Below are 17,957 nucleotides of genomic sequence, written 5' to 3' on the forward strand. Positions count from 1 at the left end.
GATCGTGCCCGCCCCTATCCCGCCGCGCTCCACCTCCAGCGGCGGCGGGTAATAGCGCAGCGGCAGAATGCGGGGATGGCCGTTGCGGTAATCGGCAATCAGGGAGTAGACGATCCGGGCGGGGGCCCCTATCCGGGCCGAGCTCGATACCTGCACGACCGGCATAAAACCACCCCCGCCCTGCCTTACGCTTTCTATCAGGCGAGCCTTGCGCCGCGAGATCAGCTTCGCGATTCCGCCAGGCGCCGGCTCACTCCGGCATCACCTGCTGCACCCGCTTCGGCTCTTCCCCCAGCCAGTCGGGATTGTCGGCGGTGGCGTCGAAGATCGAGGTGGTCTTGAACATCTCGAATTCGCCCCGCGAGGCGGCACGGGCCGTCCTGGAAAGCAGGGATTTCACCTTGGCCGGCCCCATCTTCCGGAAGGTATGCATTGCTTCGAACGCCTGATCGAGGATCTCCAGGCTGTCCACCCCGGTGATGACCACCGAGGTCGGCAGGTTCAAGGCGTAATGCAGGCATTCGATCGGGGTGGCTACCTTGGCCTTGAGAATCACGCCGTTCCCCATGCTCTTCATCCCAAGCACGCCGATTTTCTGGCGAACCAGCTTCGGCAGGACCAGCTTCTCGAAGCTGCGGTAATGGGCGTCCATGACATTCAGCGGCATCTGGACGGTGTCGAAGCGAAAGCCGTTCAGCCGGGCCACTTCCAGAGTGTGCAGGTGAATGAGGGGATCCTTGTGGCCGGTGAAGCCGATGTAGCGCAGCTTCCCTGCACGGCGGGCTTCGAGCAGCGCCGCATGGGCCCCTTCCTTGTCGAAGATCCGGTGCGGGTCCTCGAAGCGCAGGACCTCGTGATGCTGCACCAGGTCGATGCAGTCGGTCTTGAGCCGGTGCAGCGACTCCTCCAGCTGCCGTGCCGCCTCCTTCTTGGAGCGGCCGTCGATCTTGGTCATGAGGAAGACCTTCTTGCGGTAGCCGCCTGCGAGGGCCCTCCCCATGCGGCGCTCGCTGGCGCCGTTGTTGTAGTCCCAGGAGTTGTCCATGAAGTTGATGCCGCGATCGATTGCGGTGCGGATGATGCGCAGGCTGAGGTTCTCGCTGACCTGCTTTCCTCCGATGTGCCAGCCGCCCAGGCCGATGGCGGATACCCGCTCCCCGGTCTTGCCCAGGATGCGGTATTGCATTTCGGAATGGGGCGTCTTCTTCGGCATCTTCTCTTCCTTCATGAGATCAGCGCGCCGCATCCGCCTCGCGGCGGGTTGCGTCGATTCTAAACCGGGGATCGCGTGCAGGCACCCTCGGGGTCGGCGCTCGGTGGCATCTCAATTGGTCTCGTAGTACCAGACGCCCTTGCCCGCCTCTTCGACGACGGAATACTTCGCGCCATCCCACCGGATTCCCCCCAGACGGGGAGCGGGAGCTCCGGCATGGAGGAACAGCAGGCCGCTCTCGTTGTCGCCCACGCCGACCCCGACCGCCCGTGTGTCGGATTTGTCCCGGATCAGTGCCGACAGCCCAGCTCCGTACATCCGCTCGGTCAGATCGCTCACCGCCTTGTCGGGCACGTGGATGCTCGCCAGGTATTCTTCGAGGCTTTTCCAATCCTTCCAGCTTCCGGAAGGGACCAGACCGAAGCGGGCGCTCGGAATCGCTTCGCGGGCCTGGCCGCCCATGACGAACAGGTCGTTGACCCGCAGCTCTCCCCGCGGGAGCCAGATCGACAGGAGCCGCAATCCCGGCGCTTTCTCGAAGGCGGAGATGGCGGCGCGCAGCTCCGGGAGCTGCTTGACGAGGTGCTCCCGGCGGTTCCTGGAGCAGTCCGGGCCGCAGTGGAACATCGCGGTGACCTTTTCCAGGGGGATTCCGCAGGCAGCGGCCGCGAGCCCCAGATGGAAACCGCGGATCTTCTCGGTGTCCTCCGCGCTGGCCTTCCGTGCTTCCACGCCGAGCGGTCCGTAGGGAAAGGAGCGGTAGGGCCAGATGGACGAATTCCCGCGCACCATGGCGCAGGCAGCGGTGATGTCGGGGATCAGCTTCTTGAGCTCCTCGCCCCCCGGCACGTCGGGCGGATCGGCACTTTGGGCCGCAGCGGACGAAACAAGAAGGACGATTCCGGCCAGGGCCGGGGCGCAGCGGCGCAGGCGGTGAAGGATCGAGGCGGTGCGTGATCGGCTCAATCGTCTGCCTTACGTTGGCACGGCGACCATCGCCTGGGCGCGCTCGCGGACGTCGGCCGGGAAGGCGCGGGCCTTGCGCGTCACGGCATCCAGGTGCACGGCGACCAGGACCGTCTTCGCGGCGAGCTCTCCGGTGTCGTCACGAATCATCTCATGCGCGAAGCGAATCGCCTTGTCCTTGATCTCGAGGATGGTCGAGGTGACGCTGATGACGTCGCCGGCGAAAAGCTCCCGCTTGTACTCCAGGTGCTGCTCGACACCCGCCATGCCGATCTTCTCGCCGTCCAGGCGCGAACGGCCGAGCCCGATGGCGGTAAACAGCTGCCAGGTCGCTTCGTCGAATTTGGCCACGTACCAGGCCACGTTCATGTGCCCCATGTGGTCGCACTGGGTGGGATTGACGATGCCGCGATAAGTGACGAGGCCCATGGCTCCTCCGCCTTTCTGCCGACGATGCTGATGCCGCCCCGCATCGATCCCGAGCGCCGGGCGAATCAGCCTTTGATGCGATACCAGTAGATCCGACCCTCGAGGTGCTCGAATGAGGGGTCGGTTCCGCTGCCGGTCGGCACGCTGACTCCCGTGAAGGCGATGAACACGCCCGATTCGCCGGCAAAGCCCGATTCGAGCTTGACGAACACCCCTTGGGGCCCGACGGTCACCGTCTGCGGCTCGATCGCTCGTAAGGTCGCGGGCCAGTCCGCTTCGGGGACAGCCATCCTGACGGCGACATGGTTTCCCGGCGGCCGCAGCGCCTCGACGGACACGGCCAGATTCTCGGCGCCTATCCTCCTCACCTCCGACTCGGCCGCCTGCCGTCGCCCACACGCGATGAGAAAAACGCTCGCGAGGACCGCCGCGATGCCGCGACCCGAGGTTGTGTGCTCTTGGTCGGGGAAAGCCATCGGCCCCCTCCCCCTCATGAGTTCTTCCCGGGAGGCCAGACGCGTCCGTGAAGCTCGGCCGGCAAGGACTTTGGATCCTCCGGGTAGATATCCGATGGATTGAGAGGGGCCGACTCGCGCGGCGCTCCGAGGATGAGCCAAAGGACCTCCTCGGCGGTGTCATTGAAGATCTGCCGCAGCTTCCCGGGCGCCACGAGGATGCATCCGTGGCGCTCAAGGGAAAACGTCTGGTCGCCGACGCGGATCCGGCCTTTCCCTTCCAGCACGAAGTAGAGCTCCCATTGGTGGACGTGGCGGTGCCAGGTGTTGGCGGAAAACGGCGGCAGACGCCACAAGCGGCCGCCCATGGGCGCGGCGTCCCCGAGCTGCTCCAGCAGATTGGCGAAGGGGATCTTCATCAGCTTCGATTCGCGCCAGGCCTGCGCTTCCCGTGGCAGGACGGCAAATCCGGCTTCGTGAATGGACATGGCATCCCCCTTCATGGGTCGCGGCCGGGCTCGATGACCTCGAGCAACCTCTTCATCTCCGCTTCCGCGAACGCTCCGGCAGCGGTTCCGCGAACCCGGCCGTCCCGGTCGCAGGCAATTACATAGGACATCTTGTCATCGATTCCCCTGGCATGCTCGCGCCACGCGTCGCTTTCGCTGTAGACCAGCAGGGTCTGCCGCTGCAGATCCAACGGGTAGCCGTTGCGCATACTACGCTCGACCATGCCGCGAAAAAACCGTGGCACCTCCGCCAGCATCCGGACATCGTAGCAGCCCACGGCGGAAGAGGACTTTGCCGCAGCCGCGGATCGGCACCCTTCCAGCCATCCCCGGCTGGTCTTGGCGGCGGCCTTGCTGAAGCCGATGACCAGGATCGCCGGGCGGCCAAGCGCGTCGCGGGGCAGAGCCAGGGCTTCCCCGGTCAGCGTGTTTCCCTCCAGGCGCGGAAGCTCTACGCCGGATGCCAGGCCGAGAGCCTCCCCTGCCATCATGCTCCCGTCGGCCGACAGGAATGCGAACAGCAGCAGCTCTCGGAAACCGAAACGTCGGCCTCGATCGCCCGACACCCACCCTCCTCCCGGCGTCCGGCGGCGCCAGCTTTCGGCTCACGACCGACTGCCCGCCTTTACCACCGCAATCCACCGTGGATCTTCGATAGATACGCGCCGATAAGGTCCCGGTTTCCGGGGCTCCGTGGCCCGTCGTGCTATCCTGCCCCCTCGACTCATCTGTTCCCATCGCTTCACAGGCTGCAACGCCTCGCCCGGGAGGATTCGTGATCGAACTCAGGAAATCGCTCTGGATTCCGCTCCTCGTCCTGCTCGCCCTTGCAACGCACCCCTCTCCGGCGCGTGCCGGTGTCGATGTCGGCTTCGATGACTCGGTGGATTTCAGCGGCTACAAGACCTACGCCTGGGGGGAAGGGGGATGGGTGGCGATGAAGTCGATGACCGAGGCGAACATCCACAAGTCGGTGGAGCAGGAGCTGAAGGCAAAGGGTTTCACGAAGGTCGAGTCTCAGCCCGACCTGCATGTCATCACCTACGCCTCGGGCACGAGCGATTCGTCGATGGACGCGATCAGCTTCGCCTACGTCCCCAACACCTGGACCGCCTGGTTCTCCGCCGCCACCACCAGCCGGACGACCACCAAAGGACGGCTGGTCGTCGACCTGGTCGACGCGAGGTCGGGCCAATTGGTGTGGCGCGGCATCGCCAATGAGAATCTGGGCCTGGATCCGAACACTGAGTCGACCGGCAAGAAGGTGTTCAAAGTGGTGAAGAAGATGTTCGAGGAGTATCCACCTGAGAAGAAGAAATAGGTGCGCTTACAGGCGACGGTGGGCGTGGGGGACTGATGGAAAGCAAAAGCCTTTCCGAGCTCGCCGACCGCGCCTGAACCGCACGCCTACAGGCGACCGCGGGCGTGACGGCCCGGAAGGGGAAGCTATTCTGGACTTGCCCGCCGCGCCTGGACCTCACGATTGGAACCACCGCATCTGGAGCGCGGGCCTAAGTAGGTGCGCTTACAGGCGACGGTGGCGTGGGGGCATGCTAGAAAGCAAGAACTCTTTCGCGCTCGCCGACCGCGCCTGAACCGCACGCCTACTGGGAGTGACTTCCTGCCAAGACAAGATGAGTCTTGCGCTCGCGCAGCGCGCCGGACCCAGGTCTCTCATTTTTCTCGGATATCAGCGGTTCGCGGGTGTGCCGGTCCTCGGATCACGCCGAGCGTGCCTGGGTGCGCTACTTCTTGTTCAGGCGATCAAGGACCCACTGGAGCGGACGGGTTAGGTAGCCGGGAGCGAAGGTGACGATGTCGCCGTCTTTTTTCGTAGCGTCCATTCCGGCGTGGTCGGCTTCCGGAATGATCTCGACGGTCACGTCGAGGTTTCCCGCGCGCTTCAGCGCCGCACGCAGCGCGTCGGCGTTGCGCTGCGCCGGGACTTTGTCGTCCTTGCCGCCGTACAGCGCCAGGACCGGCCCGTGGTATTTCTCCCAGTAAGGCGCCGGATCGAACGGCATCATGACGCGGAAGTTCTCCCAGCGCCAGGAATCGCGCGGCCAGGGGGCCAGCGCCTCGGCCCACGGCTGGCCCTTGGTCTGCTCGGTGCGCTGCTGCAGCGCCTCCCAGCCCCGGTCGGTCTGCACGGCTCCCGACGCGATCTGCTTGATCTTCCACTTCTGATACGCCATGGCGTCGTTGAATTGCTTGCGGGTGAGGCCCATCGTCGCCAGCGCGGCCTCCGCTTCGTAGAGGAGCTCGCCCGAGAAGCTCAGCGCCGGGCCGGCCTGCATGAAGACGAAGGCCGGATGCGGCACGCGGCCCGTCACCGCGGCGGCCACCCATCCTCCCACGCTGCCGGCGCCCAGGCCGATACGTGATGCATCGATCTCCGGCTGCTTGGCCAGGAAGGACACGGCCGCGGCGGCATCATTGGCCAGGTCCTCGACGCCCGCCTTCTTCCAGTCTCCCTGCGATTCGCCGGAGCCGCGCTTGTCGTAGCTCAGGAACGCGATGCCGTGATAGGCGAAGTACTCGTCGATGGTGTTGACGCGGTCGGTGGGGCCGGCGCCGGAGATGCGCACCACCGCGGGAGCGCGCCCCTTCCCCTGCGGCAGGACCAGGGTCCCCTTGAGGGTCACGTCGCCGTTGCTGAACGACACCTCCTTCCGTTGGAAGTCGAGCCGTTTCGCCTGCCTGGACCCTTCCCCAGGATTCGACCAGACGATGGATGTGACCTTTCCCTCGCCGTCCAGGACCGGCTTCAGCGAGACGATGTCGCCGCTGGCGCGGCGCGCGACCAGCTGCTCGCCGTCCCAGGCCAGCGGACCGCCCGTCATCTCGCGGCCGAAATCGGTGAACATCAGATGGTCGCGGATGGCGGTCACGCCGATCACCCGCTGCGGCTCGAGCTCGTAGAGGCCGGCGACGCCCGCCGGAGCCGCGCTGTCCGCGGATAGGGCCGTTTCTGCCGCGAGGCCCGCCATCAGAAGACCCGCCATAACCAACATCATTGATTGGCGCATGCGAGCAACCCTTCCTCGATCCGATGCGTCCAGGTCGAATCTCCGCTCCTGCCGCTGTTCGACAGGACCACGGTGAGCCGCTCCCCGCTCACCTTGATCAGGGCGCTGTGCCCCAGCCAGTCCTCCTCCCCCATCTGCCAGAATTCGTAGACCTTCCCGCCGCTCAGCTTGAAGTTCAGCCCGTAACCATGGCCCTGGGCGTCGGACGCGAGCCCCTCGGACTTGGGGGAGATCATCGAGGCGAAAGTGCTTTCTTTCAATACCTTGTTGGTCCGCAGCATCATCCACAGGTAGTACAGGTCTTCACGCACGGCGAACATCCCCGTACCGCCGCGATACCCCCAGTTGGCCACCGAATGTCCGTCGCGCCAGATTCGATGCGACATCTTCTTCGACTGCTCCGGGCTTGCCGGCGCCGCTACGGGCGACGGAGAGGGCTCGAATCCCCAGAAGCCGGCGTGCTTCATCGAGGACGGATCGAAGATCTGCGTCTGCACGTACGATTCGAAGGACTGTCCGGAGGCCACCTCGATCAGGACGGCGAGCAGCGTGTATCCGTCGTTTGAGCTTTCGAGCTCTCCCGGCTTCTTCATGGGCTGCAGGGCCAGGATTGCCTTGAGCGCTTTCCCGCGGTCGGCAATCCCGTCGGCGGCGCGGGCATCGGGCAATCCGGAGCGCTCCGAGAGGAGCTGATGCACGGTCACCCCCTGCCAGCGCTCCGGCACCTGACCCAGATAGGTGGAGATCGGCGCGTCGAGCGCCAGCTTTCCCTGCTCGACCAGCTTCAAGACGGCGACAGCTGTCACCACCTTCGAGATGGAGCCGATCCAGAAGGGGGTCGCGATCTTGTCCTGGGCTGGCGGACCCCACTCTCCCGTGTACCTCACCCACTCGCCCTCGGCAATCAAGAGGCTCCCCGAGAAGCCGTCGGCTGCCTCGAGCGTCATGTGCTGTTGCCAGCGCTGCGCCACGGTCCCATGGATGGTGGCGCGGCAGGTGATCTCCCCCCGCGCCGGCACCGCGACGCAGGCCAGCAGCAGAGAGATGGCGATGCTCTTGGTTCCGATTCTCTTCACGATCTCCTCACCGGTTCTTGGGCGGCCCCGCTTCAACTTTGGAATCGCCACTTTCGCGCCTCGTCTCTCTTGGGGAGGCGACGCGATGGGTATCGATAGTCCTTTGTGCAGGCGAAGGCGAGCATAGCGCGAGCATGGCGGCGATGCCGGTTCACGGCCATGAACCTTCCCGCTATCCGGCGGGCCCGGTGAACATGCCGGCGGAGAAGAAGTGGGCGACGACGGCTCCGAAGATGACCCCCACCAGCAGAACGACCCAACGCCGGCGGCGCCAGGCCTCGCGCAGCGCCGAATACTGCACGAAGATGTCCACGGCGTAGGCCGCGCAGTAACAGACGTTGGCCAGGACCGCGAGTATGATCAGTGCGAACAGATGGTCCCAGGAAAGGGCCGCCCGGGCGGCCGGAGGGGCGGAGAAGAGGTGCCAGCCCACCACACCCGCCAGCGCCAGGTTGTAGAGGACCCGGCGCGGCTCCCAGTAGCGCAGGGCCTCGGCCGCTACCTCGCCGAAGCGGGGAATGGCGCGCTGCCCGGCGACCTGCTCGCTCACTTCAGTGGCCGGCGCCGTCGGAGCGCTCGTAGCGGATTCCCCTGGGACCCATCCAGGGGTGCAGCTCCACGACGAGATGCCCCGACTTCACCATCGGGTCGGTGTCGCACAGCGCCTTTGCCTTCGCGAGGCTGTCGACCTGGAAGAGGAACAACCCCCGCAGCTCGCCGTCGTCGGTGAACGGTCCCGCGAGGACCAGCTCGCCGCTTTCGACCAGCCGGCGGATGTTGGCGAGATGCGCCTCCTGCAGCGATTTGAGCTCTCCGCTGCTCTCCGCCGTCCAGGTAGGCCCCTTCTTGAGGAATCCGATGAAGTAGGTCGTCATCTGCCCCGCCCGGGGAGGAGCCGACGGCGGAACGGGAGCCGCCTGGGTGGCGGGGGCCGCCGGAGGAGCGGGAGCCTTCGGCGGAGCGGGAGACGGCGGTCCGGGGGATGACTGGGCGGCGCCCATGAGCAGGGTTGCCAGCAGAATCCAGAGTGTCGTCTTCATCAGCCACCTCCCATTCTCTTACGTTCCTCGTCTCGGTCCCTGGTCGCCTGCCGGCGCTCCAAACCCCGGCGCGAGCCTGCGCGGCTGGAGCGCAGCCTAACCTTCATCCCGCCGCGAAATCAATCGGCTCGCCGGTGCCGCACGGCTCACCGGCGGGGCGTCCTGGCGACTATTTCCTCGGATAGAGAGGAGAAGGCTCGTCGCAGGTTGCGTCGCGCTCGACCCGCTGGAAGACGTCGACCACCACATGCTCGATCTGGCGCTCCCCCTCCATCGCCGGCAGCTCCTCGAAGTGGCCCATGAAATCGACCAGCAGCGGCACGCCCGGGTCGCGGCGCGCCCCGGCGTAGGCGGTCTCCAGCTGCGCGTGGGCGCCGGTCGGGGCGACCGGCAGGGCCGCGCCGCTGCGGCACTCGGTGAAACGTCCCGCATCGGCCATGGTGGAGTAGGTGCCGCGCATCGGCATCATGTCCCGGATCCGGTCGACCTGCGCGGCGCGCGACAGGAGGTGCGGCGCTTGCGAGGCGATCGGCGCGCCGCTCTTGTCCAGCAGCTCGAGGAAGTAGCCACCGACGATGCGGAACGATCGCCCCGTCTCTCCACGCAGGGCGAGATGGCCGCTCTCCTCGATCGTCCAGCGTCCCAGGTCGTGATCGATGGCGGGGCGGTCACGGTAGGCCTCGCGCAGGCGGAAGGTGCCATCCTCCAGGAGCGTCAGCGTGGTGTCGATGCCGGGGCAACCGGCGCAGGGCAGGACACCGGCGTAGGTCACGGGTGCTTCGATCGCGGGCGAGTCGGACGAGCCGGACTTCGCGAAAAACTGGGTGTCTTCACGCGAGGATGAACAGCCGAGAACGAGGGCGATGAATCCGAGAAGTAAGAGCGGGCTGGGACTCGCTGCTCTGGGCATGAGGGACCTCCCGAGACGGCCCCTCGATTCAGGACATCAAGAGAGAAAACCCGAGGACCAGCGCGGCCATCATGCATCCAGCATAAAGCAGTCGTCCGATGAAGCCGAGAGATTGGTCCATCGTCAGGCGTGGCCCGGAATTCTACCGGGCGTTGAAGTAGGTCCCGCGGGTGAAATTCTGGGAGGGAAGATTCTCGAACTGGAACGGAAGTCCGTCGGAGGCGAAGATGAGGCCCCCGGTCGTGAGCTGATAGTGCAGGTGCGGCATGTTGGCGTCGCCGGAATTGCCCATCTTGCCGATGACCTGCCCCTGCTTGACCGCATCGCCTTTCTTGAGGGTCACCGAGCCGGGCTGCATGTGCATCAGGCCGCTGAACTCGCCGTTGCCGTGATCGATGATGACGCAGTTCCCCGCGATCGCCCAGAGCGGCTCGGGCAGCGCCGCCAGGGCCTCCGCGTCGGTCTGGTAAAGGGGATTGGTGGGGACGTCGCTGCGCGCGTAAGCGACGGTGCCGTCGGCCGGCGCCAGGATCTCCTTTCCCCAGCCGGCAATCGCTTCGTTCTTGTCCTCGTCGCTCAGCATCGGCGCGTAATTGGGCGTCAGCGCCATCACGTCGATGGCGAAGATCGTCTCGCGGTGCAGGTGGCCGCCGTTGTTGAACCTTCCCTGGGTGACGATGGCCGGCCCCTTGAACGGGAAGATCAGCTTCGTCCTCTGCGCGAACTTGTCGACCGGAACGAGAAGCGTCCGCTGAGCCGTCGTCTTGCCGTTCTTGAGCTTCAGCGTGACGCGCACCTGCTCCACGGCGTCGCTCTGCTTCTCGGAGAAGATCAGAGGAAATGTGAAGACCTCGTCGGCCACGGAGAAATGCCGGCGCATCGAGTTGGGGGGAAGGTCGGGGGTCGGGAAGTAGTACCGCTGGTGCAGCGCCGCGGCGGCCGGCCCTTTCCAGGAGGTCGCCTTCACCACCTTGCCGGCCGACAGCGTCTCCAGCTCCAGCCCCTCCGCCTCCCAGGTCCGCAGCTTTGGGTCGTGGACCACCAGCTCGAAGTACCAGCTCTCCGTCTTCAGCTTCCCTTCGTCGGCGATGCGGTAGACATGCTGCGGCAGCGTGGAGAGGTACAGATCGCCCGGAGCCTTGACGGGTGAGGCGAAGGACAGCGAGGCGACGAGCGAGCCGCCGAGGATGACCGAGCGCCTGCGGCCGGCTCGTGACCTCGAGGGCCCTGCTGACAATGCTCCGCGCATCGCCGCTCCTTGATTCGAATCCTGCGGCCCAAATCGAGCCTGACCGGAGGGTACCGGCCGGAAGTTTTTCAGACGCGCCCGGTTAGACCTGGGCGAGGGCCGGGATGGTTGAAGAGAGGATCGATTTGTTGCGACGTGCGGGAGTGGGAGAGATCAGCCCCTATTTCTTTTCGTGCAGAGCCACCATGGCCGCCAGGGCAGCATCCTTCTGGTCCTTTCCCCAGGGAGGACCGGCGGACTTTCCAAGCGCGGAGAGCTTCTCCCGCAACGCGTCTGCCGGCGCAGCCAGCACCTTGGCGGCGTGCTCCTCGAGAAACTTCTCCGGGATGGCCACGACCTCCAGATCGCATCCGGCGGCCGCCCGGACCAGGACGTCGCGGAACAGGAGCCCCTCCGCCTTGTGCATGCGAAAGTGGACCGCGAGAATCTCCTCGATGCTCCAGGCGGGCATCGGCTCGCCCATCAGGACCGCGCAGGCGGCGACCTCGTGCCGGGCCTCGCGGGCGCGCTTCACCGCCTCCGTCATCTCCTGCAGCGCTTTCTTCCGAGTCACGGCAAAACCGCCGCGCACCATCGCCCGCGCGTCACCCGGAGACAGCCCCTGGGCCGCATGGTAGGGCTGCTTCGCCCAGTCCGCCTCGTCTTCCGGGACGAGCTCCAGCCGCCGGCGGTCCGCCACCCGCAGCTGTCCGCCATCTTCCCCGAGCGCGACCAAGGCAGCCCAGCCTGAGTGGGCCTTCAGGCCAAAGGCGATTCTCATCGGCGGTTCCCAGAGGAAGGCCGTAATGTTCAGGGACGCAGGGTGTGGACGACCACTCCGGTGGTGAAATCCCGCATGCCGACCAGGCGCAGCACCGTCTTGCGCAGCGTCTCGGGGAACAGCCGTCTGCCGCTTCCCAGGACGACGGGGAAAACCATGAGACGGTACTCGTCGATCAGGTCATTCTCCATCAGGGTGTGGACCAGGGTCCGGCTGCCGAGGACCAGGATTGGTCCATCGTTCCCTCTCTTGACGCGCTGGATCTCGGCGACCACGTCCTCGCCGATGACCGTGGTGTTGTTCCATTGCGGGTCCTTGAGCGTGGTGGAGACCACCTGCTTCGGCATGCCGTTCATCTTATCCGCAAAAACATACATGTCATCTTCGGTCCCTTCGGCGACTTCTCCCGGCTTGCGCTCCGAGCGCTGCGGCCAGGCCCCGGCGAACGATTCGTAGGTCACCCGACCGATGAGGAGCGATTCCGCCTCCAGGACTTCGTCCAGCTTGTAGCGCAGCTGCTCCGGCCCCATGAAATCGAAGACCCAGCCGCTGTGTGGATGCCCCGGCTCCCCGCCGGGCGCCTCCATCACCCCGTCCAGCGTTACGAACTCCGAAACGATCAGCTTTCGCATGGGCTCACGGAATGTCTCGACCGGTTGTCTTGTCGCTCGAGCCTGTGAGAATCATTCGTTGCCTCAATGGCTTTCGGGCGCGGGGAAGCGGCCGGCATCCACGTCCTGCAGGAAGGCGATGATTCCTGCCACGTAAGTCTCCTGGTCGTCGTAGATCGCCAGGTGGCTCCCCTGGGGACAGAACAGGTACCGCCCGTGCCTCACCTTGCCCGCCATCATCTCCATGTGCCGCGGGTCCATGGTGTCGTAGCGCGCGCCGATGACGAGCGTGGGCACCGTGATCTTCTCGAGATCCGCCGTGCGGTCCCACTTCTCCAGCTTGCCGGAAGCGCGGAACTCGCTGGGGCCCTGCATCGGGATGTAGATCTTGGGATTGAGATGCTTGAATGCCCGGTTCACCGGGTCGGGCCACAGGTCGGGCGCCATCCTCAAGATGTGCTTGACGTAGTGGTGCTCGATGACCAGCTGCATGTAGCGCGGGTCGTCGTACTTCTTGGCCGCCTCGAGGCGCTGGATCTCGTCGAGGACCTTCGGATCCATCTCCGGGATGAAGGCATCCTGAGCGTACTGGTTGTAAGCCGGGATGCTGGCCATCATGTTGGAGATGATCAGACCCCGGAGGTTTTCCTGGTGCGCCAGGGCGTACTCCATGGCGAGCATGCCGCCCCATGAATGGCCCATGAGGTAGAAGTCGGATTTGTCGAGGCCGAGCGCCTGCCGGACCTGCTCCACCTCGTCGACGAAGCGCGGCAAGTCCCACAGGTCGGGGTCATCGGGCTGATCGCTGTAGAACGACCCGAGCTGATCGTAGTAGTAGTACTCGATCCCCGCCGCTGGGAAATAGCTGTCCAGCGCCTCGAAATACTCGTGCGTGAATCCGGGCCCTCCGTGCAGGAGCAGCACCTTGATCGTCGGGTTGTTGCCCGTCCGCTTGGTCCAGACGTGGAACTCCCCTTTCGGCGTCTTGATCGGGATCATCCTGGCGCCGCCGCTGAGAATGTCTTTCCTTCCCGCGTCGTCGAAATAAGAGACGTGCTTCGGCGCCGCGGCAGGCGCGGGTGCGGGTGCCGGTGGGGTGTCGGCCGGGCAGGCGAGCAGAGGCAGGAGCAGCATGGCGACGAAGACGGTCCGCATGAAGGACAACTAGCGCTTCCCTCCGTTCCAGCCGTTGATGAGAAAGATGGGACTCTCCTTGGTCGATTGGGGCTTGAGCGCCAGGAGGAACCGTTGCGCATCCCGCGGGATGGCACCATTGACCGCCTCTCGGACGTCCAGGAGAAGCTTCGGAACCCCGATCTCCAATCCGGCGCCGCGCGGCTCGACGCTGATGCTGAGCAGCCCGACTTCCGGGGCGACGACGATGACCTCCTTGCCCCCCATCCCCCAATCCGCCCCTTCGACGCCTCCCTGCGATACCTGCCACTTCGCGCCGGTGCCCGGAAAGGGCGCGATGTAGGCTTCGTGGCGTCCCGATTCGTTGGAGAGGTAGAGCATCCAGCGGCCGTCCGGCGACAGCTTGCCGTTGATCTCGTCGAACTCGGTTTGCAGATAGATCTGCGGCTCGCTCTTCTTCGTCATGTCCAGCGTGGCGATATCCCAGCCCGTCTTGTGGTCGTTTCGGGTGGTCTGGAAGACCAGCAGCCTGCCGTCACGCGACCAGTCGGTCGCCAGCTTGTCGCTCTCGTCGCGCAGCAGCACCTCCTCGGTGCCGCCCGCCGCAGGCTTGATGAACAGATCGTCGTTCTTTGCGGTGCGTAGGTAGACGATGCGCTGACCGTCGGGGGACCAGACAGGATCGCGCTCGCCCACCGGATCGAAGGTGAGGCGCGTCCGGGTATTTCGCTTCAGATCCTCCACCCAGATATCGGACGTGGCCGCCTCGGGATCCAGAATCGAGAGGGCGAGATGAGTGCCGTCCGGCGAGATCGCGATATCGACGAAGTCGCCCGGCCGTCCGACGTCGCCGATTCTCTTTCCGGTCCGATCGAACCAGGCGAGCTGCGTCTCCCCGAGAGAGCCGGCGGTGGAGTAGGCCACCACATCGCCGGATGAGGCCCCGAAGGAGGCGCGGAAGAATTGCGGATCGTAGCCCACGCCCTCCGCGAGCGGCTTCGGCTCTCCGATGAGACGGAAGGTCCTCAGGTCCAGCTTCTGGCCCATGAGGATGCGATCGCGCACGTAGAGGAGGCTGTCCCCCGCCACGACGGCGTTGGAGCGCACCCGCAGCAGAAGCTGCTTCGTGTCGGTCCCCAGCTCGCCGAGATAGACGGCGTTGGTCTCGCTGCGCATTCCTTCGCTGTGCGACCCGGCCATGTAGAGGAAGTGACGGCCATCCGGCAGAAAGCTGACCCAGCGGTGCGTGGTCTCCCCTTTTTTCTCATCCAGCTGGGTGACCGGCTCCGGCTTTCCGCCCGCCGAGCTCACCTGTTCGATTCCGGACATCGCGGTCGGCGCGAAGAGAATGACGCCGTCCGGGTTCCAGCTGCCGCTGCGTCCACCGGAGGCGTCGCACAGCGTCACTGAGGGCGAACCCGCGAGATCGACCTTCTTCAGCTTCCCTTCCGCGAAGAAGGCGATCATCCGGCTGTCGGAGGACCAGAAGGGAAACTGCGCGCCCCGGGTGCCCGGGATGGGCCGCGCGGCATCGCTGTCGAGAGGGCGCAGCCAGAGCTCGTTGTCCGCGTCGCCGCCGCGCACGGTATAGGTCACGTACCGCCCGTCCGGGGAGACGGTGAGCGCTCCGATGTTGTTGTCGATCAGATTGAAGGTCTTGCCGTCCGGAGGAAGAAGGACGCTGCGGATCATCCGGGGCGCTGGCGGGGCAGGACGCATCCGGGACCCCGCAATCCACCCGAGCGCCGCGGCCGCCAGACCGGCCAGCGCCATGCCGGCGAGCGGCACGAGCCGGCTCCGCTTCCTGCGTGGCTGGACCGCCGGACCGCTGGACGAGGACTGCGAGCCGGCCTCTGAAATCCAGCGCAGCTCCCCCGCCACGTCGTGGGCGCTCTGCCATCGATCCTCCGGGTCCTTCTCCAGGCAGCGGCGCACCACGTGCTCCAGCGCGGCCGGCGCCACGGGCTGGATGGTGGAGAGCGGCGGCGGCTGCGAAGAGACGATGGCGGCGATCAGACTCGTGCGGGTCTTGCCGGCGAAAGCTTTCTTACCGGTGGCCATCTCGAAGAGGACCGCGCCCAGGGCGAAGAGGTCGGTGCGCGCGTCGGCCGGCATCCCTTCGAGCTGCTCGGGGGCCATGTACTGGAAGGTCCCGAGAATCGTCCCTTCCTGCGTGAGGGGCTGCTGCTCCGTGGCCAGGGTCGTCATCCCCTGGATCACCGCCTGGCCTTCGGGGACGGTGCGTGCCAGGCCGAAATCGAGCAGCTTCGCCCCGTTTTTCGTCAGGACGACATTCGCCGGTTTGAGATCCCGATGGATGATCCCCTGCTTGTGAGCATGGTGCAGCGCCTCGGCGATCTGCGCGCCGAAGCGCAGGACCTGCTCCAGCGGCAAAGGGCCGCGCTCGAGCCGCTTCGCCAGCGACTCGCCGTCCAGAAGCTCCATGACGAGATAGTGGGTCTCGTCCTGGTGCCCGACGTCGAACAGGGTGCAGATGTGCGGGTGATTCAGGGCCGAGATGCTGCGCGCCTCGCGCTCGAAGCGTGCCAGGAAGGCGGCATTGCCCGCGAAGGCTTCCGGCAGGATCTTGATCGCCACCTCACGGTCGAGGCGGGTGTCCTTCGCGCGCCAGACTTCTCCCATCCCTCCGGCGCCGAGGGAGCCGACGATCTCATAGGGGCCGAGGCGATGTCCGGAAGCGAGAGCCATGGCCGGTCATCGTAGCACGGCGGCGACGTCGAGCGCCCGCTCCCCGCGGCTTGCGCGCCCGCGGGCACGCTGCGCCAACGGCGGGTCAGGCGGCTTTGCTTGCCGCCGGCAGGACCGCGCGCAGCGCCGTCACGAATTTCTGCATTTCCTCCTGGGTCCCGATGGAAACCCGCAGCCAGCTCCCCAGCGACGGGAACTTCCGTCCGACGTAGACGCCGCGCTCGCGCAGCGCCGCGATGATCGGCGATACGTCGGAGCCGACGTCGATCATGACGAAATTGGCGTGCGATTCGATGGTGGCGCGCGAGTCCTTCGCCATCTCGGCGCGCAGCCAGGAGCGCGTCGCGTTCATCGTGGCGCGCGTCGTCTCCAGGTGAGAGGTGTCGGTCAGGCTGGCCAGGGCGGCTTCCAGCACCGCGGCGTTGGTGTTGCTCCAGGTGCGATAGGGACGCATCGCCTCGATCGTTTCCTTCGAGCCGACGCCGTATCCCAGGCGCATGCCGGCGAGGCCGTAGATCTTCGAGAAGGTCCGGGCGACCAGGAGGTTCGGCTTCTTCCCCATCCACCCCAAGGCGGTCGCGTAGCGCGTATCTTCCACGAAGTGGTGGTAGGCCTCGTCGACCAGGACCATCGTCTCGCGCGGGATGCGATCCAGGAAGGCGCCCACCTCCTCGCGCGTCACGATCGTCCCGGTCGGATTGTTGGGATTGCAGACGTAGACCAGGCCGGTCGAGGCGGAGCAGACCTCGGCCATGCGCAGCAGGTCGTGGCGGTAGTCCGAGGTCAACGGGACCTTGGCCGCCTCGGCGTGCGTGACGCGCGCGTAGGAAAGGACCGCCTCGAAGGTCGGCTCCGCCGCCACCACCCGCTTTCCTTCCTTCAGGAACGCCATGCCCGCCATGCGCAAAATCTCCCCCGAGCCGCAGCCCAGCGTCACGTTTTCCGGTCCGACGCCATGCAGCTTGGCGAGGGCCGCGACTACTTCGTCTTCCATCGCATCGGGGTAGCGCGCGCAGCCTCGCTCCGACGGCGCCATCGCCTGCAGCGCCTTCGGGAAGGGGCCGTAGGGGTTTTCGTTGGAATCGATCCGGACCGCGCCGGGCGGGAATCCGAGATCGGCGTGCGTGGACGGCGGCACCTGCTTCGGACGACCGGACGGCGGCGCTGGCGCCGGCGCCGCGGCAAGCGGCGTGAAGCGTGGAGCGAGAGCGCATGCCCCGAGGGCCGCGCCGAGGGCGCGGGCGAAGCTTCGACGTGAGACGGGTGTCGCGCTCATGAGAATCCTCCGATAAAGAAAAAGGGCGGGAGCCGATCGCTCCCGCCCATTCTACCCGCAGTGAAAGATTGCCGTTTCTACCGGCAGGTCTTCCGTCCCGCGGGTCCCTTGCACTTGTTGGAGCAGCAATTGGAATCGACGGTGCAGGACGCCCCGACCGGGCTGCAGCTGGGGCAGGACGGCGAGCCGGTGCAGTTCGAATCGGCGCAGTCCACCAATCCGTCGCAGTCATTGTCGATGCCGTCATTGCAGACCTCGGTCGTCGGGTTGCAGACGACCGGATCCAGGAACGGCTGAACCGAAGTCCAATAGATCGCGAAAGCGCCGTCGACGGTGGCGTTGTTCACGTGGTCGCAACTATTACCGGTATTGGTGCCGCAGGCGCCTGAGAGCTGGCCCACCACCTGGCCCGCCGTGAAAGGGGCGGTGTTCGAGGCGGTCATCACCGGCGATCCGCTGCTGCCGCCTTCCGTCCCGTTGACGTCGGTGCGCTCGTAGATCCGCTGGCCGCGCGGCCAGCTGGTGCAGGTCGGGGCCGTGGTGTCGACATGGTCCGCGGAATAGGCCTGCGGCGCCCAGGCGGGATGGCTG

The 17,957-nt window shown here is 66.0% G+C and carries 19 protein-coding genes; 1 reads left to right on the top strand and 18 read right to left on the bottom strand.

Going from position 1 to position 17,957, the window contains the following annotated elements; all coding sequences use genetic code 11:
• Positions 1-250 precede the first annotated feature (250 nt).
• The 6 genes from VFW45_00820 to VFW45_00845 form a co-directional block, all read right to left on the bottom strand.
• Positions 251-1,213, bottom strand: coding sequence for an aldo/keto reductase (locus VFW45_00820; GenBank protein HEU5179306.1), 963 nt, complete (start codon positions 1,211-1,213; stop codon positions 251-253).
• Between the two features lie 111 nt (positions 1,214-1,324).
• Positions 1,325-2,179 carry a hypothetical protein gene (locus tag VFW45_00825; GenBank protein HEU5179307.1) on the bottom strand — a complete coding sequence of 285 codons (855 nt, stop codon included), beginning with the start codon at positions 2,177-2,179 and terminating at the stop codon, positions 1,325-1,327.
• 9 nt (positions 2,180-2,188) lie between these two features.
• Entirely contained in the window at positions 2,189-2,608 is a 420-nt protein-coding gene (locus tag VFW45_00830; protein ID HEU5179308.1) for a thioesterase family protein, read from the bottom strand.
• A gap of 65 nt (positions 2,609-2,673) precedes the next feature.
• The gene (locus VFW45_00835; GenBank protein ID HEU5179309.1) at positions 2,674-3,084 is read right to left on the bottom strand and encodes a hypothetical protein; all 411 of its coding nucleotides are present in this window, start codon (positions 3,082-3,084) and stop codon (positions 2,674-2,676) included.
• A gap of 14 nt (positions 3,085-3,098) precedes the next feature.
• Positions 3,099-3,551 (bottom strand): cupin domain-containing protein, encoded by a 453-nt coding sequence (locus tag VFW45_00840; protein HEU5179310.1) that lies wholly within the window; start codon positions 3,549-3,551, stop codon positions 3,099-3,101.
• 11 nt (positions 3,552-3,562) lie between these two features.
• Complete coding sequence (locus tag VFW45_00845) at positions 3,563-4,138, bottom strand: hypothetical protein (GenBank protein ID HEU5179311.1); 576 nt, start codon at positions 4,136-4,138, stop codon at positions 3,563-3,565.
• 209 nt (positions 4,139-4,347) lie between these two features.
• On the opposite strand from VFW45_00845, the gene VFW45_00850 reads away from it, so the two are divergent.
• Entirely contained in the window at positions 4,348-4,893 is a 546-nt protein-coding gene (locus VFW45_00850) for a DUF4136 domain-containing protein (GenBank protein HEU5179312.1), read from the top strand.
• Positions 4,894-5,317: 424 nt separating this feature from the next.
• Here VFW45_00850 and VFW45_00855 read toward each other — a convergent pair whose 3' ends face one another.
• From VFW45_00855 to VFW45_00910, 12 genes are all read right to left on the bottom strand, one after another.
• On the bottom strand, positions 5,318-6,577 hold the full coding sequence (locus tag VFW45_00855) for a prolyl oligopeptidase family serine peptidase (GenBank protein HEU5179313.1): 1,260 nt from the start codon (positions 6,575-6,577) through the stop codon (positions 5,318-5,320).
• A gap of 8 nt (positions 6,578-6,585) precedes the next feature.
• The gene (locus tag VFW45_00860) at positions 6,586-7,677 is read right to left on the bottom strand and encodes a serine hydrolase domain-containing protein (GenBank protein HEU5179314.1); all 1,092 of its coding nucleotides are present in this window, start codon (positions 7,675-7,677) and stop codon (positions 6,586-6,588) included.
• A 172-nt stretch (positions 7,678-7,849) separates the two neighbouring features.
• A complete protein-coding gene (locus tag VFW45_00865; GenBank protein HEU5179315.1) occupies positions 7,850-8,227 on the bottom strand; it encodes a hypothetical protein in 378 nt (125 codons plus the stop codon).
• A gap of 1 nt (position 8,228) precedes the next feature.
• Positions 8,229-8,717, bottom strand: coding sequence for a YciI family protein (locus VFW45_00870; protein HEU5179316.1), 489 nt, complete (start codon positions 8,715-8,717; stop codon positions 8,229-8,231).
• 169 nt (positions 8,718-8,886) lie between these two features.
• A complete protein-coding gene (locus VFW45_00875) occupies positions 8,887-9,627 on the bottom strand; it encodes a copper resistance protein NlpE N-terminal domain-containing protein (GenBank protein ID HEU5179317.1) in 741 nt (246 codons plus the stop codon).
• A gap of 142 nt (positions 9,628-9,769) precedes the next feature.
• Positions 9,770-10,876, bottom strand: a complete 1,107-nt coding sequence (locus VFW45_00880; protein HEU5179318.1) for a M23 family metallopeptidase — start codon at positions 10,874-10,876, stop codon at positions 9,770-9,772.
• A 160-nt stretch (positions 10,877-11,036) separates the two neighbouring features.
• Positions 11,037-11,636, bottom strand: coding sequence for a hypothetical protein (locus VFW45_00885; protein HEU5179319.1), 600 nt, complete (start codon positions 11,634-11,636; stop codon positions 11,037-11,039).
• Between the two features lie 29 nt (positions 11,637-11,665).
• Complete coding sequence (locus VFW45_00890) at positions 11,666-12,268, bottom strand: dihydrofolate reductase family protein (GenBank protein HEU5179320.1); 603 nt, start codon at positions 12,266-12,268, stop codon at positions 11,666-11,668.
• A gap of 63 nt (positions 12,269-12,331) precedes the next feature.
• Entirely contained in the window at positions 12,332-13,402 is a 1,071-nt protein-coding gene (locus tag VFW45_00895; protein HEU5179321.1) for a proline iminopeptidase-family hydrolase, read from the bottom strand.
• A gap of 9 nt (positions 13,403-13,411) precedes the next feature.
• On the bottom strand, positions 13,412-16,090 hold the full coding sequence (locus VFW45_00900; GenBank protein HEU5179322.1) for a protein kinase: 2,679 nt from the start codon (positions 16,088-16,090) through the stop codon (positions 13,412-13,414).
• A gap of 85 nt (positions 16,091-16,175) precedes the next feature.
• A complete protein-coding gene (gene hisC / locus VFW45_00905; GenBank protein HEU5179323.1) occupies positions 16,176-17,366 on the bottom strand; it encodes a histidinol-phosphate transaminase in 1,191 nt (396 codons plus the stop codon).
• Between the two features lie 77 nt (positions 17,367-17,443).
• The coding region (locus tag VFW45_00910) for a hypothetical protein (GenBank protein ID HEU5179324.1) at positions 17,444-17,957 on the bottom strand (514 nt) is incomplete at its 5' end.

Source organism: Candidatus Polarisedimenticolia bacterium, assembly GCA_035764505.1.
In the GTDB taxonomy this organism is placed as follows: Bacteria; Acidobacteriota; Polarisedimenticolia; order Gp22-AA2; family AA152; genus AA152.

What these genes read in the sequence shown, in the direction of transcription:
- VFW45_00830 (HEU5179308.1), bottom strand. Translation starts at nt 2,608, where the DNA reads ATGGGCCTCGTCACTTATCGCGGCATCGTCAATCCCACCCAGTGCGAC.
- VFW45_00890 (HEU5179320.1), bottom strand. Translation starts at nt 12,268, where the DNA reads ATGCGAAAGCTGATCGTTTCGGAGTTCGTAACGCTGGACGGGGTGATG.
- VFW45_00855 (HEU5179313.1), bottom strand. Translation starts at nt 6,577, where the DNA reads ATGGCGGGTCTTCTGATGGCGGGCCTCGCGGCAGAAACGGCCCTATCC.
- VFW45_00870 (HEU5179316.1), bottom strand. Translation starts at nt 8,717, where the DNA reads ATGAAGACGACACTCTGGATTCTGCTGGCAACCCTGCTCATGGGCGCC.
- VFW45_00835 (HEU5179309.1), bottom strand. Translation starts at nt 3,084, where the DNA reads ATGGCTTTCCCCGACCAAGAGCACACAACCTCGGGTCGCGGCATCGCG.
- VFW45_00895 (HEU5179321.1), bottom strand. Translation starts at nt 13,402, where the DNA reads ATGCGGACCGTCTTCGTCGCCATGCTGCTCCTGCCTCTGCTCGCCTGC.
- VFW45_00820 (HEU5179306.1), bottom strand. Translation starts at nt 1,213, where the DNA reads ATGCCGAAGAAGACGCCCCATTCCGAAATGCAATACCGCATCCTGGGC.
- VFW45_00875 (HEU5179317.1), bottom strand. Translation starts at nt 9,627, where the DNA reads ATGCCCAGAGCAGCGAGTCCCAGCCCGCTCTTACTTCTCGGATTCATC.
- hisC (HEU5179323.1), bottom strand. Translation starts at nt 17,366, where the DNA reads ATGAGCGCGACACCCGTCTCACGTCGAAGCTTCGCCCGCGCCCTCGGC.
- VFW45_00885 (HEU5179319.1), bottom strand. Translation starts at nt 11,636, where the DNA reads ATGAGAATCGCCTTTGGCCTGAAGGCCCACTCAGGCTGGGCTGCCTTG.
- VFW45_00880 (HEU5179318.1), bottom strand. Translation starts at nt 10,876, where the DNA reads ATGCGCGGAGCATTGTCAGCAGGGCCCTCGAGGTCACGAGCCGGCCGC.
- VFW45_00840 (HEU5179310.1), bottom strand. Translation starts at nt 3,551, where the DNA reads ATGTCCATTCACGAAGCCGGATTTGCCGTCCTGCCACGGGAAGCGCAG.
- VFW45_00900 (HEU5179322.1), bottom strand. Translation starts at nt 16,090, where the DNA reads ATGGCTCTCGCTTCCGGACATCGCCTCGGCCCCTATGAGATCGTCGGC.